Annotated in this window: 12 protein-coding genes; 6 read left to right on the forward strand and 6 right to left on the reverse strand. The window is 68.2% G+C overall.

The window, feature by feature from the left end:
• Positions 1-39: 39 nt before the first annotated feature.
• Together ACSQ9E_RS30800 and ACSQ9E_RS30805 are read left to right on the forward strand one after the other, a co-directional pair.
• Complete coding sequence (locus tag ACSQ9E_RS30800) at positions 40-1,719, forward strand: long-chain-fatty-acid--CoA ligase (protein ID WP_436180062.1); 1,680 nt, start codon at positions 40-42, stop codon at positions 1,717-1,719.
• Between the two features lie 116 nt (positions 1,720-1,835).
• On the forward strand, positions 1,836-2,579 hold the full coding sequence (locus ACSQ9E_RS30805; protein ID WP_436220015.1) for a 5'-methylthioadenosine/adenosylhomocysteine nucleosidase: 744 nt from the start codon (positions 1,836-1,838) through the stop codon (positions 2,577-2,579).
• A 164-nt stretch (positions 2,580-2,743) separates the two neighbouring features.
• Here the strand turns inward: ACSQ9E_RS30805 and corA are convergent, their stop codons facing one another.
• The 5 genes from corA to ACSQ9E_RS30830 all read right to left on the reverse strand — a co-directional run bounded on the left by corA (position 2,744) and on the right by ACSQ9E_RS30830 (position 6,974).
• Complete coding sequence (gene corA, locus ACSQ9E_RS30810) at positions 2,744-3,730, reverse strand: magnesium/cobalt transporter CorA (protein ID WP_057200757.1); 987 nt, start codon at positions 3,728-3,730, stop codon at positions 2,744-2,746.
• A gap of 204 nt (positions 3,731-3,934) precedes the next feature.
• Positions 3,935-4,735: a uracil-DNA glycosylase family protein gene (locus ACSQ9E_RS30815; protein ID WP_436220016.1), complete on the reverse strand. Its 801-nt coding sequence runs from the start codon at positions 4,733-4,735 to the stop codon at positions 3,935-3,937.
• A gap of 10 nt (positions 4,736-4,745) precedes the next feature.
• The gene (gene rimI, locus ACSQ9E_RS30820; protein ID WP_436220017.1) at positions 4,746-5,225 is read right to left on the reverse strand and encodes a ribosomal protein S18-alanine N-acetyltransferase; all 480 of its coding nucleotides are present in this window, start codon (positions 5,223-5,225) and stop codon (positions 4,746-4,748) included.
• A gap of 16 nt (positions 5,226-5,241) precedes the next feature.
• Entirely contained in the window at positions 5,242-5,961 is a 720-nt protein-coding gene (gene tsaB / locus ACSQ9E_RS30825; RefSeq protein ID WP_057200844.1) for a tRNA (adenosine(37)-N6)-threonylcarbamoyltransferase complex dimerization subunit type 1 TsaB, read from the reverse strand.
• A 20-nt stretch (positions 5,962-5,981) separates the two neighbouring features.
• Entirely contained in the window at positions 5,982-6,974 is a 993-nt protein-coding gene (locus ACSQ9E_RS30830; RefSeq protein WP_057200760.1) for a DMT family transporter, read from the reverse strand.
• A 60-nt stretch (positions 6,975-7,034) separates the two neighbouring features.
• Here ACSQ9E_RS30830 and dacB point away from each other — a divergent pair, with 60 nt between their 5' ends.
• From dacB to ACSQ9E_RS30850, 4 genes are all read left to right on the forward strand, one after another.
• Positions 7,035-8,513: a D-alanyl-D-alanine carboxypeptidase/D-alanyl-D-alanine endopeptidase gene (dacB, locus tag ACSQ9E_RS30835; RefSeq protein WP_436220018.1), complete on the forward strand. Its 1,479-nt coding sequence runs from the start codon at positions 7,035-7,037 to the stop codon at positions 8,511-8,513.
• A 142-nt stretch (positions 8,514-8,655) separates the two neighbouring features.
• Positions 8,656-9,960: a lipase family protein gene (locus ACSQ9E_RS30840; protein ID WP_057200762.1), complete on the forward strand. Its 1,305-nt coding sequence runs from the start codon at positions 8,656-8,658 to the stop codon at positions 9,958-9,960.
• Positions 9,961-10,126: 166 nt separating this feature from the next.
• Entirely contained in the window at positions 10,127-11,272 is a 1,146-nt protein-coding gene (locus ACSQ9E_RS30845; protein WP_436180055.1) for an SGNH/GDSL hydrolase family protein, read from the forward strand.
• Positions 11,273-11,307: 35 nt separating this feature from the next.
• Positions 11,308-11,979, forward strand: a complete 672-nt coding sequence (locus ACSQ9E_RS30850) for an OmpW/AlkL family protein (RefSeq protein ID WP_436180054.1) — start codon at positions 11,308-11,310, stop codon at positions 11,977-11,979.
• A gap of 71 nt (positions 11,980-12,050) precedes the next feature.
• Here the strand turns inward: ACSQ9E_RS30850 and ACSQ9E_RS30855 are convergent, their stop codons facing one another.
• Positions 12,051-13,007, reverse strand: coding sequence for an SGNH/GDSL hydrolase family protein (locus ACSQ9E_RS30855; RefSeq protein WP_436180053.1), 957 nt, complete (start codon positions 13,005-13,007; stop codon positions 12,051-12,053).
• Positions 13,008-13,030 lie beyond the last annotated feature (23 nt).

Here is a 13,030-nt window from a genome sequence, read left to right on the forward strand (position 1 = left end):
GGGTTCCATTGCAATGAGAAGTTTGGAGAGACACGCACCATGACCGACCGCCCCTGGCTGGCCGCCTATCCGCAAGGCGTTCCCGCCGATATCGATACCACGCAGTACCCCTCGCTCGTCGCGCTGATGGACGAGGCGTTCAGCAAGTACGCCAGCCGTGTGGCCTACAGCTTCATGGGCAAGGACGTGAGCTACGCCCAGACCGACTCGCTGAGCGCGGCCTTTGCGGCCTACCTGCAGGGCCTGGGCCTGGTCAAGGGCGACCGCGTCGCCATCATGATGCCCAATGTGCCGCAGTATCCCGTGACGGTAGCGGCTATCCTGCGTGCCGGCTTCGTGGTGGTCAACGTGAACCCGCTGTACACCCCGCGCGAACTGGAACACCAGCTCAAGGACTCGGGCGCCAAGGCCATCGTCATCATCGAGAACTTTGCCAGCACGCTGCAGCAGTGCATCGCCAACACCCCCGTCAAGCACGTGGTGCTGGCGGCCATGGGCGACCAGCTGGGCCTGCTCAAGGGCACGCTGGTGAACTACGTGGTGCGCAACGTCAAGAAGATGGTGCCCACCTATGACCTGCCCGGCGCCGTGCGCTTCAACGACGCGGTGGCCCGCGGTACGCGCGGCAGCTTCAAGAAGCCCGACATCCGCCCCGACGACATCGCCCTCTTGCAGTACACCGGCGGCACCACCGGCGTGAGCAAGGGCGCCGTGCTGCTGCACCGCAACGTGCTCGCCAACGTGCTGCAGTCCGAGGCCTGGAACGCACCCGTGATGGCCAAGGTGCCCTCGGGCGAGCAGCCCACCAGCGTCTGCGCACTGCCGCTGTACCACATCTTCGCGTTCACCGTGAACATGATGCTGTCCATGCGCACGGGCGGCAAGACCATCCTGATCCCCAATCCGCGCGACCTGCCCGCCGTGCTCAAGGAACTGTCCAAGCACACCTTCCACAGCTTCCCGGCCGTGAACACGCTGTTCAATGGCCTGGCCAACCACCCCGACTTCAATACCGTCAACTGGAAGAACCTCAAGGTCTCGGTGGGCGGTGGCATGGCGGTACAGGGCGCCGTGGCCAAGCTGTGGCTTGAAAAGACCGGCTGCCCCATCTGCGAGGGCTACGGCCTGTCGGAAACCAGCCCCTCGGCCAGCTGCAACCCCGTGACGGCCAAGGAATACACCGGCACCATTGGCGTGCCGATTCCCGGCACGTCGATGAAGCTGCTGGACGACGAAGGCAACGAGGTCACCACACTGGGCCAGCCCGGCGAGATCGCCATCAAGGGCCCGCAGGTCATGGCCGGTTACTGGCAGCGCCCCGACGAGACCGCCAAGGTCATGACGGACGACGGCTACTTCAAGTCCGGCGACATCGGCATCATGGATGAGCGCGGCTACTTCAAGATCGTGGACCGCAAGAAGGACATGGTGCTGGTCAGCGGCTTCAACGTCTACCCCAACGAGGTCGAGGAAGTGGTCGCCAACTGCCCCGGCGTGCTCGAATGCGCCGTCGTCGGCGTGCCCGACGAGAAGACCGGCGAGGCCGTCAAGCTGGTCATCGTGAAGAAGGACCCGTCGCTCACCGAGGCCCAGGTCAAGGAGTACTGCAAGGCCAACCTCACGGGCTACAAGCAGCCGCGCGTGATCGAGTTCCGCACCGAGCTGCCCAAGACCCCCGTGGGCAAGATCCTGCGCCGCGAGCTGCGCGACAAGAAGTAGCAGGCAACCACCTTCGGGTGCCGCGATCCGGTACCTGGAGCGAGTGGTTCCAAAAGGGCCCGTGGCTGGAATAATCGCACCAGCCGCAGGCCTTTTTCCTTTTTGCCCGAAGTTCCATGACCACAGCCATCCTCAGTGCCTTGCCCGAAGAGCAGGCCAGCCTCGTCGCCCGGCTCGAGCGCGCGCAGCGCCTCACCCATGCCGGCCGCTCCTTCTGGCGGGGCGAGATGTGCGACCGGCCCGTGGTGCTGGCGCTCTCGGGCATCGGCAAGGTGGCCGCTGCGACCACGGCCACTGCCCTCATCGAGCATTTCGGCGTGGCGCGCATCGTCTTCACCGGCGTGGCCGGCGGCCTGGGGGATGGTGTGAACGTGGGCGATGTGGTGGTGGCAGAGACCTTTGTGCAGCACGACATGGACGCCTCGCCGCTGTTCCCGCGTTGGGAGCTGCCTGGCTATGCGCGCACGCGGCTGGACTGCGATGCGCACCTGTCCACCCTGCTGCGGGACGCGGCCCGCAACTGCCTGTCCGGCGCCGGCCGCCTGCCGGGTCTGGACGATGGGGCGCACCGCGTGCACCAGGGCCTGGTCGCCAGCGGCGACCGCTTCGTCTCCAGCGCCCAGGAAGCCCGGCAATTGCGCGAAGGCCTGGGCCCGGCTGGCCACAACGCACTCGCCGTCGAAATGGAAGGCGCCGCCGTGGCCCAGGTCTGCCTGGACTACGCGATCCCCTTCGCCGCCATCCGCACCATCTCCGACCGCGCCGACGACACCGCCCACGTCGACTTCGCCCACTTCGTCCAGACCGTCGCCAGCCGCTACGCGGAGCACATGGTGCGGGGGCTCATGCAAACGTTGTGAGAGGATTTCGGCTTAACTGGCACGAAGGCGCGTAGCGCCTGAGGTGCGAACCGCAAGCCGCCGATACTGGCACACCCCACACCAGCGCCACCGTGGATCCGGCTTTGCCGGGCCACCGGAGGCGTCCCCCCTCGGGGGGGAAGGCGCGCAGCGCCACAGGGGGGCTACTTCAACCAGCCCCGCCTGCGGAAATACCACATGGGCACCACCGCGCTCGCCACCATCAGTGCAATGCCATAGGCATAGCCGTAGGTCCACGTAAGTTCGGGCATGAATTGGAAGTTCATGCCGTAGACGCTGGCGATCAGCGTGGGCGGCAGCAGCGCCACGCTGGCCACCGAGAAGATCTTGATGATCTTGTTCTGGTTGATATTGATGAAGCCGACCGTGGCGTCCATCAAGAAGTTGATCTTGTCGAACAGGAAAGCCGTGTGGTTGTCCAGCGACTCGATGTCGCGCAGGATCTGGCGCGCCTCCTCGAACTGCTCGGAGTTGAGCATCTTGCTGCGCATCATGAAGCTCACCGCCCGGCGGGTGTCCATCACGTTGCGGCGGATGCGGCCGTTCAAGTCTTCCTGGCGTGCGATGGCGGCCAGCACCTCGCCGGCACGGGTATCGGTCACATCGCCGGCCAGCACCTGCTTGCTCACCGCTTCGAGCTCGTCGTAGATGTTCTCCAGCGTGTCGGCCGAGTATTCGGCATCCGCGTCGAACAGCTTGAGCAGCACCTCCTTGGCGTCCTCGATGAGGCCCGGCGCGCGGCGCGCGCGCATGCGCAGCAGGCGAAAGACGGGCACGTCCTCGTCGTGGATGGAGAACAGCACGCCCCGGCTCTTGAGGTTGGCGTTGTGCTGGTTCAGGATGAAGGCCACGCGCACCGAGCGTGGGTTCTCGTCGTCGTCGATCAGGAAGTCGCTGCGGATGTGCAGCTCGCCGTTGTCTTCCTCGTAGAAGCGGGCGGACTCCTCGATGTCCTCGTCCATCGCATCCTCGGGGATGGACAGGCCATAGTGCTGCTTGATCCAGCGCTTCTCTTCGAGCGTGGGGGCTTCCAGGTCCACCCAGATCGGCTGGAACCTGGCGAGCTCTTCCAGAGATTCGATCTCTTCCTGGAACAGCCGGCCATTGGCAAGCGTAAAGATGTTGAGCATGGGCTCACTCCCTTGGTAATTGGCGTCTGCGGTGGGGGTTCAGGGGTTGCTTTCAACCCCACGGCAGGCCGGGGAGCTGAAAGCTACCAACTCGGGTAGGTTTCCAAGGAGCTTTCTCCGTTAAAAAATGCAAGCGCCGGATTATCGCACCGGGCAACCGGTGTGTCTGTGACAGGGCCTGCGGGTGGGCCCGCCACCTCGGCTTCAGGGGGTGGCAGCCGCCCGCACGGTGGCCAGTGCCCGGCAGAGGTCGGCCCAGGCGGCGGCCTTGTTGTCCTGCGAGCGCAGCAGGAAAGCCGGGTCGTAGGTGACCACGGCCGGGCAGCCCGCCAGGGTGTGCGGCCCTGCGCGCATGCGGCCCAGGGGCTCGGTGCTGGCCAGTGCGGCCCGGGCGGCCACATGGCCGAGCACCAGCACCATGGCCGGGCGCAGCGTGGCGACGGCCTCGGCCAGTTGCCCCGCCACGTCGGCATCGCTGCCACTGCCATCCTGGCCACCGGGTGCCGCGCGCTGCAGTGCCGCGAGGAACACCCGGGGGTGGCGGTGCAGTTGCATGGCACGCAGCATGTTGTCCAGCAGCTTGCCGGCATCACCCGACAGCGGCTCTGCGGGGTGGGGGATTTCGGCCACGATGAGCCAGCCGCTGCCCAGGCCTGCCGGCGTGCGCGCCGGGTCTGCCGTGGGGTACAGCGCCTGGGGCGCGTGGAGCGAGAGGCCGGTGGCCGCTGCCGCAGCGGCCGGGGGCACCGGTGTGCTGGCTGCGGGTGCACGTGGCGCTGCCGGTGCGGAGATGTTCGCCTGCGTTGGCTGGGGTTCGGCAGGTGCCTGCGGGGCGGGGCTTGCTGCCGTGGCCACTGCGCCATCGTGCACGGGCACGGCACGGGCGGCCGGCGCAGCCACGAGGGCCGCGGCGGGCGGGGCCGCAGTGGCCTCGCCGGGGGCCCACACGGTCACCCCCATCTCCTGCAGCATGGCGCGCTGGCGCGCATCGAGGGAAAGGCTCATGGGGTGGTTCTCACAATGGCAGGCTCATGACCACCGCGTCCTCGCGCTGGCCATGGTAGGCCGGGTAGTAGCGCTTGCGCTCGCCCACGCGGCGAAAGCCATGGGTTTCATAGATCTGCTGGGCGCGCAGGTTGCTCACGCGCACCTCCAGCCACAGCCACTGGGCGCCCTTGCCGCGCGACCACAGGGCGAGTGCGTCCAGCAGCACGCGGGCCCAGCCCTGGCGCTGGAATTCAGGGGCGACGGTGAGGTTCAGCAGGTGCACCTCGTCCACCCCCATCATGGCCACGAAGTAGCACAGCAACTGGTCGCCGCCCATCAGCAACTGGCACTCGTAGCGCGAGGCCATGGCATCGATGAAGTTGCCCCGCGTCCAGGGGTGGGTGTAGGCGCGCTGCTCCACCTCCAGCACGGCATCGAGCTGTGACAGCGTGAGGGCTTGCAGGCGCGCCTCGGGGGCATCCGCAGACGGGGTGGGTACGGCGCTCATGGCGGAAGTCGTTGGTTCAGGGGTTGATCGGAGCCGCCGCCTGGGCAGCGCGCAACGCGTCCCGCTCGGCCGTGGTTTTCGCCACTTTATCGCGGATATAGCGCGGCAGCGCATCGCTGGCGGGCACAGCCCCCCCTGCGGCCAGCAGGGCCGGCGCCAGGCGCAGCAGCGCGGTGGCCGTGGGCAGGGCCCGCACATGCGTGGCCAGAGGCGCCAGGCGCTCGCCATAGGGGGCGTGCGCATTGCCGGCCACGCTCCAGCCGGCAGGCACTTGCACGGTCTCGGGCGCTCCCAGGCCGAAGTCCGCATCGGCCAGCCAGCGGTTCTCGGTGGGCAGCCATTCGCAGCGGGCGCTGTAGACCTCGTCCATGCGTGCATCGAGCACGGCCACCACCTGGCTGCAGCCATGCTGGTGGCGCGCCTCTTCGGCCACGGCCAGCAAGGTGTCCACCGGCAGCACGGGCACACCAGCGCCGCCGCGCGCCCCGAAGGCCAGGCCCTGGGCCACGGCGCAGGCCGTGCGCAACCCTGTGAACGAACCAGGGCCGCGGCCGAACACGATAGCGTCCAGCGTGGCGAACGACAAGCCGGCCTCTGCCAGCAGGCGGTTGATGGCCGGAATCAGCGTGGCCGAGGCCTGGGAGCCGCCAGGGCCCGTGTGCTCGCGCACCACGTCCCCGTGCTGCACGGAAATGGACAGGATATCGGTGCTGGTATCGAAGGCAAGCAGGTTCATGGCAGTGGCGGGCGGGGACATCAGGCTGCGGATTTTGGCGAAGAGGGCGGCAGGGCGGCGGGCGCGGGGCTCTTGCGCAGCACGCCCAGCAGGATACCCGTGGTCACGAGCGCCAGGCCCGCGACCAGGTTCCAGTGCAGGGGTTCGCCCAGCAGAAGTACCGCACCGATGGCCGACAGCCCGGGCACCAGCGCCGTGATCATGGTGCTGCGCACGGGGCCGTAGTGCTGGATCATGCGCGTGAAGGCAATGCCCGAGATGACCACCGAGCCACCGCCCTGGAAGACCAACTGGAACAGGATCTCGCGCCACGGTGCCTGCCCCAGGTGGCTGGAGACCGTGCCCAGCGCCACCAGCACCCCATAGACCGGCGCGTACACCAGCAGCGCAAAGGCCGTGATGGCGATGGTGGCCTGCACCGCATCCACGGCGAGGCGCCGTGCCTGCACGCTGTAGGCGGCCCAGCTGGCGGCGGCCAGCATGAAGAGCACGTCCCCCTTCCACACATCACCGCCCGCAAAGCCGGCCAGCAGGCTGCGCCCGCCCACCAGCAGGTCGCCGGTCACGATGAGCGCCAGGCCCATCGCGCGCAGGGGCGTGATGCGGTCGTGCAGCACGACCACCGCCAGCAAGGCTGTCCACAGGGGCAGGCTGCCGGGCATGAGCACGGCGGCGTGGGTGGCCGGGGCGTGAAAAAAGCCGGCGTAGGCCAGCACCGCGTACAGCACCCCGCCGAAGATGCCCAGCAAAGCCGTGGTGGTCAGCGGCAACGGCGAGATGCCGGCCAGGCTGGAGGCGGGGGCGCTGGCACCCAGCAGCGCACGGCGCCGGCGCACCAGCCACCAGCCCCAGGGCACCAGCACCAGGCTGGCTCCCACAATGCGCAGCAGCGTGATGTCCAGGGGGGTGAGGGTGCGCTGCGCCGAGGCGCGGGCGATCACGATGAAGCTGGTCCAGAGGGTGACGGTGACCAGGGCCGCCAGCAGGCCCATGGCCCGGGGAGAGAAGCGCATCGGGGGATTATCGGCGGGCCGGGCAGGCCGTGCCGGTGGTGGGCGATAGACTCCCTGCCCATGTTGTCCGTACGCCTGTTGACCTGTCTGCCCCAGCCATCCTTCGCGCCTTCGCGGCGCCTTGCCGCCCCGCTGGCCGTGCTGTGGTGCCTGGCGCTTCCCGGCGCCCATGCCCAGGCGCCCACCCCCTCGCCCCTGCCGCCCGAGGTGGAGGCCGCGCTCTCCCGTGCGCGCCTGCCGCGCGAGGCGCTCTCGGTGCTGGTGGTCGACGCCCAGGGCGGTGCGCGGCAGGCGCCTCGGCTGGCGCACCGCGCCCAGGTGCCCATGAACCCGGCCTCGGTGATGAAGCTGGTCACCACCTATGCGGCGCTCGACCAGCTCGGCCCGGCCTATGCCTGGAACACCCCCGTCTACGTGCAGGGCACGGTGCAGGACGGCAGCCTGCGCGGCAACGTCTACATCCAGGGCCAGGGCGATCCCAAGCTGGTGATGGAACGGCTGTGGCTGCTGCTGCGCCGCCTGCAGGGCCAGGGCATCCAGGTCATCGTGGGCGACATCGTGCTCGACCGCACCGCCTTCGACGTGCCCGAGCAGGACCCCGGCAGCTTTGACAACGAGCCCCTGCGGCCCTACAACGCCTCGCCCGATGCACTGCTGGTGAACTACAAGTCGCAGGTGATGACCTTCGTGCCGGACGTGGCCGCAGGCCTGGCTCGCATCCAGTACGACCCGCCGATGGCCGGCGTGCAGCGCCAGGCTTCCGTGGCGCTGGCCGCCCCCGGGGCGGACTGCGGCGACTGGCGCGGCGCCCTGCGCGCTGAGCTTTCCGACCCGGCGCGCATTGCCTTCCAGGGCGTGTTCCCGGCCAACTGCGGCGAGCGCCTGTGGCCCATCGCGCCGGCCGATCCGCGCGGCTTTGCGGCGCGCGCGGTGGAGGGCATGTGGCGCGAGTTGGGCGGCAAGCTCACGGGCAGCGTGCGCGACGGCAAGGTGCCGGCCGGGCTCAAACCCGCCTTCATGGCCACCTCGCCCGCGCTGGCCGAGGTGGTGCGCGACGTCAACAAGTACAGCAACAACGTCATGGCGCAGCAGGTGTTCCTCACGCTGGCGCTGGGGAACAAGGGCGCGCCTGCCACGTTCGATGGTGCACGCGACGCCTTGCGCCGCTGGTGGCAACTGCGCTTTGGCGATACCGATCAGCCCGTGGCCGACAACGGCGCCGGCCTCTCCCGCGATGCGCGCATCACCGCGCAGGGCCTGGGGCGCATGCTGCAATCGGCCTGGGCCTCGCCGGTGATGCCCGAGCTGGTGTCCTCCCTGCCCATCGCCGGGGTGGACGGCACCCTGCGCCGCAGCCAGGCCCGTGGCGCGGCCCACCTCAAGACCGGCAGCCTGCGCGACGTGATGGCCATTGCCGGCTACGTGGATGGCGCCAGTGGCCGGCGCTACGTGCTGGTGGCCATGGTCAACCACGCCAACGCCGCGGCCGCCCGCCCGGTGCTCGATGCGCTGACCGACTGGGCCGCGCGCGACCAGTAGGGCGCAGGCGCGCGCGGCAGGCAGCTGTCGCCCAGGCGTCCTGGGGCACTCGTATTCCCTAATGGTCGCTAGGGCGCAGGTGCGCGCACGATGCTGCGTTACCATCCGCCGACATAGCCCACATAGAGAGAGGATTGCGACCATGAAGTACTTTCGCCTGACCTGTATCGCCGCCGTAGCGGCACTGCTCGCCGCTTGCGGAGGCTCCGACGACGCCGGACGCGGCGACCTAGTGGAGCTCCCCGTCACCCTGACCACGTTGACGGCCGACCAGATCGATGCGGGCACCACGTCCAGCGGCCTCAGGGCCCTTGCCGGCAAGGCACGGTGCGACGTGAAGGTCGTGGCGCTCAACTACTACACGGCAGGCGCCAAGGCCGGCGAACTCACCAATGCCTCGGGCGTGATGCTGGTGCCCGCAGGCAGCTGCAACGGCGAGAAGGCTGCCCTGCTGGCCTATGCCAAGGGTACCGATGTGCAGAAGCCCCGCACCCTGGCCAACCCGCAGGACAGCGAGACCTTCCTGCTGGCCGCCATGTACGCCTCGCAGGGCTATGCCGTGGTCGCCACCGACTACCTCGGGTTTGCCAAGTCGGGCTACAGCTACCACCCCTACCTGCACGCCGATTCGGAAGCCACCTCGGTGATCGATTCGGTGCGTGCCGCACGCAAGGTCGCCGGCTCGGTGGGGGCCAACCTGTCGGGCCGCATTCTGTTCACCGGCTATTCGCAGGGCGGACATGCCTCGATGGCCGCGCACCGTGCCGCCGAGCGCGACTACGGCAACGAATTCGATGTGGCGGCCGGCGCCCACTTGGCAGGGCCCTACAACCTGTCGGGCTCGCTGCGCATTCCAGACGCGATCGCGGGCGTGCAGTTCTTCGTGCCCTACCTCGTGACGGCCTGGCAGAAGGTCTACGGCAACATCTATTCCGATGTGAAGCAGGCCTTCAAGGCACCGTACTCCAACTATATCGAGACGCTGCTGCCCAACCCGACGATGAACTACACCACGCTGGTGACCTCGGGCACGCTGCCGGGCGGCACGCCCAACCAGGCACGCGATGCGCTGTTCCAGCCGGCCTTCCTCGCCAGCAGCCAGACGAACGTGAACGACCCGCTCTACCTGGCCGCCCAGAAGAACGACCTCCTGGGCTGGACGCCCAAGTCGCGCGTGCTGCTGTGCGGTGGCTCGGGCGACCCCACGGTGCCGCCTGCCGTGCACCAGCGCGTGATGGCCGCCGATTTCGCGGCCCGCGGCGTGACCAACGTGATCTCGGTGGATGTGGACGGGCCCATCCAGGCCACCTTCGGCCCCGGCGGCGCAGCGCCTACCGACCCGACTTCTGCAGCCTTTGCCACCTACTACGGCGCCTACCATGGCACCTATGAGCCACCGTTCTGCCATGCCCAGGCACGCGCCGCCTTCGACATCATCGTGAAGTAAGCGACGCAGTCTCGCCAAGGGCCAAAGCCGACCTCCGGGTCGGCTTTTTTCATGGTGCATGGCTTGGTAGTTTCCCGGGCGGGCAAGAAGCGCATGCGGAGTTAGGATGGTTGTTGCAAAAAAGCACGGTCGTGCTTTTTGTAATCTTCTTTCCTGGAGAACTCCCTTGAACACAAGACAATGCAAGACCGCCCTTTCGGTGCTGGCAACGGCCTGCCTGCTCGCAGCATGCGGTGGTGGAGGCTCGGACACCGCCCCTGCGGCGCCCGTGACCTCGGTGAAAGTGGCTGGCGACAGCCTGGCCGACAGCGGCACCTTCGGCTACAAATTCACCGTGCAGGGCACGGCCGCCACCGGCGCCGGATCAACGCCGATCTGGCCCGAGCGCGTGGCCACCAGCTATGGCCAGTCGCTGTGCGCACACTACGTCTTCAACGGCACGGCGTTTTCCGCCAATGCCGCCTGCTCGAACTATGCCGTGGGCGGCGGGCGGATCAACAACTTCACGGCGCCCACCTCGCCCGTGTCCATCACCCAGCAGCTCAAGGACCTGGGCAACGGCGGCTACACCGCCTCGGACCTGGTGCTGGTCGACGGGGGCGGCAACGATGCGGCGGACCTGGTAGGCGCCTACCTCCGGGCGGCTACCGACAATGGCCAGGCCTATGCAGCCGTGCTGGGCTCGGTGCTGCCTGCGGCCACGGTCAACGCCGCCCTGGCGGGTGGTGCCGCAGGCCAGGCCCAGGTGGGTGGCGCCTACATGCAGGCGCTGGCACAGCAGTTCGCGGCCACCATCAAGGCCAACACGGTCGCCAAGGGCGCTCCCCGCGTGGCCGTGTTGAATGCCCCCGGTATCACCCGCACTCCCCGCTTCCTGATGGTGCTGGCCTCGATCTCCGCCCAGCGCGGTGCCGAGGCCGCCAAGCAGGCCGAGGCCCTGTTCGACGGCTGGGTCCAGGCCTTCAACGCGCAACTGGCCACCAGCCTGGCCGGTGACGAGCGCATCGTGGTGGTGGACTTCTACACTTCTTTCAAGGACCAGTCGACCAACCCGGCCCAGTACCAGCTCACCAACGCCACCACGCCAGCCTGCCCGGCCACGGGCGTGGGCAGCGATGGCCTGCCGACCTACAGCTTCCCCACCTGCACGGCCGCAGCCCTCTCGGCCATGGCGCCACCTGCGGGTGCCCCCGGCGGTGCGGACTGGTGGAAGAGCTATGGCTTCTCCGACAGCTTCCACCCCACGCCCTATGGCCACCAACTGGTCGGGCAGCTGGTGTCGCGTTCGCTGTCCCGGGCGGGCTGGCTGTGAGCCGGCTTTGCTCCATCCCTTCGAAGGAGTCTTTCATGCACCAATTTTCCAAGGCCGGTCTGGCTGTCGCGGCACTCTTGCTGGGTGCCAGCGCCTCGGCCCAGGTGGCGGGCACGTTCAGCGTGCGCGCCGGATTCACGCACATTGCCCCGCAGGTCAGGAGCGGCGACCTGAGCGCTCCGAGCTTTCCGGGCACCAAGGTCGACGTGGGCAATGCCACCTCGCTGTCAGGCGGCGTGAACTACATGCTGACCAACCACTGGGCCGTGGATGTCCCCCTGGCGCTGCCGTTCAAGCACGAGATCGAGGGCGATGGCGCCATCGCGGGCGTGGGCAAGCTCGGCGAGACCAAGGTCCTGCCGGTCACCGTGTTCGCCCAGTACCGTTTTGCCGAGCCCGAGGCGCGCTTTCGCCCCTATGTGGGCCTGGGCCTGACCTACAGCCGCTTCTTCAAGACCCGCACCACGGCCACCTTGAGCGGCCTGACCGGTGGCACGCCTTCACGCCCCACGACGGCGTCGGTGGACAACAAGTGGGGGCTGACTCCCCAGGTCGGCTTTGTGTGGAACTTCAATGAGCGCTGGTCGCTGGATGCTGCCTACTACAAGAGCTTCCTCAAGACCACGACGCACCTGTCTTCGGGCCAGTCGATCAGCAAGCGGTTGAACCCCGACGTGATCGCCATCGGCGTCGCGTACAGGTTCTGACCCAGGCCCGCCAAAAAAAAGCCGACCCCAAAAGGGTCGGCTTTTTCATGGGCCGGTGCCGCAGGGCTTGCTTACCAGCGAGCGCGCAGGCGGTCGTAGGCGTAGTTGCCGAACTGGCGGTGGGCGTTGGGCGTCAGGTAGACGCTGTCGGCGAACACGTAGGAATCCTGGTTGGCACTGGCCACCAGGGTCGAGGTAGTGCACAGGGCCGAGTTGACCTGGCCGGCACCGATGCCGATGCCGTTGGTGGTGTCCAGCGAGGTGCACACCGGCGTGGTGGCGTTGTTGAAGCCGTAGTTGGCGGGGGTGCCGACGTACAGGTTCACGTAGTAGGCTGAGTCCACATACAGCACGTTGGCGCCCAGGTCGACGATGCTCACCAGCAGGCCTTCGTTGAAACGGCTGCTGGCATCGCTCAGCAGGGCTTCGCGGTTGATGGCCTTGGCCCAGGGCGTCTTGCCCAGGTCATAGGTACCGGTGACGACCACGTTCTTGGCGCCCGCAGCGACCAGGCGGCGTACCTGGGTGGCCAAGTCCTGTCCAGCCTTGCGCGCAGCGGCCACCATGTCGGTGGTGCTCTGGGTGCCGGCCGTCACGGCGGCCATGCCGGCGATCACATCGCTCGGGCCGCCGTTCATGACGATCAGGTCGTTCGCGGCAACGCCGCCGGCGGCCAGAAAGGCGTCGATCTGCTCGGTCACGGTGGCGGTGGTCGCGACGCCTGCGGCGTCGGGCTTGATCGCCACGCGCGCATTGCCCACGGCATAGCTGCGGCCGCCCGCCGCGGACGATGCGGCCAGCGTCTTGCCGTAGCGCGAGGCGATCTGCAGCGTCCAGTTGTTCACGCTGCCATCGTTGACCGTGTAGCGCGTGCCCTTTTGGCCCACATCGCTGTAGGCGTCGCCGAAGGCCACCAGGCGCTCGGGGTTGAAAGCCGACTCCGTCGTGCTCGAACCGCAGGCCGCAAGCAATGCGGCCGACGCGCATGCGGCCACCAGTACGGTGCGGCGCATCCAATTTGCTGCCATGTATTTCTCCAGAAAATGGGGGG

It is taken from the genome of Acidovorax sp. LjRoot118 (genome assembly GCF_964253575.1).
Classification (GTDB): Bacteria; Pseudomonadota; Gammaproteobacteria; order Burkholderiales; family Burkholderiaceae_C; genus Acidovorax.